A 2,411-nucleotide genomic window follows, 5' to 3' on the forward strand; every position below is an offset into this window, starting at 1 on the left:
TCAACAGCCAGCCCTCGTCCACCTTCCCCGCCCTCCTACGAAACCTCACAAGCGGCGGGCCGATCCGTCCCGCTGCCGCCGAGCAGCCGCAGACGGACTGGGCCGGCCGTCTTGCGACATTGTCACCGGAGGAGCAGCATCGCGCCCTGCTGGAGCTGGTGTGTGTCAACGCGGCCGTGGTCCTGGGGCACACCGACGTCGGCGCCGTCCATACCGACGTTCCATTCAAGGAGTTGGGCTTCGACTCGCTCACCGCAGTGGAGCTGCGCAACCGCTTGGCCGCCGCCACCGGGCTCCGGCTGCCCGCCACGTTCATCTTCCGGCACCCCACCCCCTCCGCCATCGCCGAGGACCTGCGCGAACAGCTGAGCCCGGCAGCGGCCGACCCGGCGGCGCCCGCGTTCGGCGAACTCGAGCGGCTGGAAGCGGCGTTGACCGGAATCGCTCCCGATGATGACACGCGCGGCCGACTGATGAAGCGCCTGGAGACCCTGCTGTGGCGGCTGGGTGGCGACAGTACGGGCGACAGCGGCGAGGCCATGGACGACGACGTCCTGGAGTCCGCGTCTGACGATGAGCTCTTCGAATTGATCGACCGGGAACTGCCTTCTTGATCAGGAACGAGGACCGCATGTCGGGTAGCAGGCCGGGTGTGATGGCTGGATCGAATGCTTCGGGTGGTACGGAGGACAAGCTTCGCCAGTATCTGAAGCGGGTGACGGCGGATCTCGGACGAACCCGTCAGCGCCTGCGGGAGGTGGAGGAGCAGCAGCGGGAACCCATCGCCGTGGTGAGCATGGCCTGCCGGTTCCCCGGCGGGGTGAACAGCCCCGAGGAGCTGTGGGAGCTGGTTGCCTCCGGCAAGGACGCGATCGAACCGTTCCCCGACGACCGCGGCTGGGACCTGGACGGCCTTCACCACCCCGACCCGGGCCACAGCAGCACCAGTTACGTCCGCGAGGGCGGGTTCCTGCGGGAGGCCACCCGGTTCGATGCCGGGTTCTTCGGGATCAACCCCCGGGAGGCACTGGCCGCCGACCCACAGCAACGGGTCCTGCTGGAGGCATCCTGGGAACTGTTCGAACGGGCGGGAATCGACCCGACGTTGCTCAAGGGCAGCCTCACCGGCGTGTATGCGGGCATATCCAGCCAGGACTACATGTCCGGGTCGCGAATGCCCGAGGAGATCGAGGGGTACGCCACCACGGGCACCCTCTCCGGTGTGATCTCCGGCCGCGTGGCGTACACATTCGGCCTGGAAGGGCCCGCGGTGACGGTGGACACCGCGTGTTCGGCGTCGCTGGTGGCGATCCATCTGGCCGGCCAGGCGCTGCGCCAGGGCGACTGCTCGCTCGCGCTGGCCGGCGGGGTCACCGTACTGGCCACGCCGACCGCGTTCGTGGAGTTCTCACGGCAGCGAGGCCTGGCGCCGGACGGCCGTTGCAAGGCCTTCGCGGCGGCCGCCGACGGTACGGGTTTCTCGGAGGGTGTTGGGCTGGTGTTGTTGGAGCGGCTCTCCGACGCTCGGCGCAATGGACACCAGGTGCTCGCCCTCGTCCGTGGCTCGGCCGTCAACCAGGACGGCGCCAGCAACGGCCTGACCGCGCCCAGCGATGTGGCGCAGGAGCGGGTGATCCGGCACGCGCTGGAGAACGCCCGCGTCACGGCGGCCGAAGTGGACGTGGTCGAAGCGCACGGTACCGGTACGACCCTTGGTGACCCGATCGAGGCCAACGCCCTGCTGGCCACGTATGGCAGGGACCGGCCCGAGGGTCGGCCGCTGTGGCTCGGTTCGGTCAAGTCCAACATCGGCCACACCCAGGCGGCTGCCGGAGTCGCGGGCGTGATCAAGATGCTCATGGCGATGCGGCACGGCACCCTCCCGGCCACCCTCCATGTGGACCGGCCCACCCCGCACGTGGACTGGGAGTCGGGCGGGCTGCGTCTGCTCACCGAGCCCGTCGGGTGGCCGGAGACGGGCCATCCGCGCCGAGCAGGCGTGTCCGGCTTCGGGATCAGTGGCACCAACGCCCACGTCATCCTGGAGCAGGCGCCGTCGGAAGCTTCCGAGGCCGACGCCGTCTCCGAGCCCATGGCCGGTCCGGTGCCGTGGGTGGTGTCGGCCCGTAGCCCGGAGGCTCTGCGTGAACAGGCCCGTCGTCTCGCCGATCATGTCGAGGCCGACCCCGGCCTGACTCCGGCCGAAGTGGGCTGGTCGTTGGTGAAGTCGCGTGCGGTGTTTGAGCGTCGGGCGGTGTTGTTGGGGGAGGGTCGTGCTGAATTGGTTGCGGCTGCACGGGCGTTGGCTGGTGGGGGTGTGCATTCCGGGGTTGTGTGTGGTGATTCCGGGGCTGTAGTCCCGGGCAAGGTGGTGTGGTTGTTCAGTGGGCAGGGTGGTCAGCGGGTGGGTA

Annotated in this window: 2 protein-coding genes; both read left to right on the top strand. The window is 69.4% G+C overall.

Annotation, left to right across the window (positions count from 1 at the left end):
• A partial coding sequence (locus ABCR83_RS32535; RefSeq protein WP_462698866.1) for an acyl carrier protein occupies nt 1–614 on the top strand: 614 nt, incomplete at its 5' end.
• Between the two features lie 41 nt (nt 615–655).
• Nucleotides 656–2,411 (top strand): type I polyketide synthase (locus ABCR83_RS32540; protein ID WP_462698867.1); only part of this gene is annotated, 1,756 nt, incomplete at its 3' end.

The sequence above is a fragment of the Streptomyces xingningensis genome (assembly GCF_054957865.1).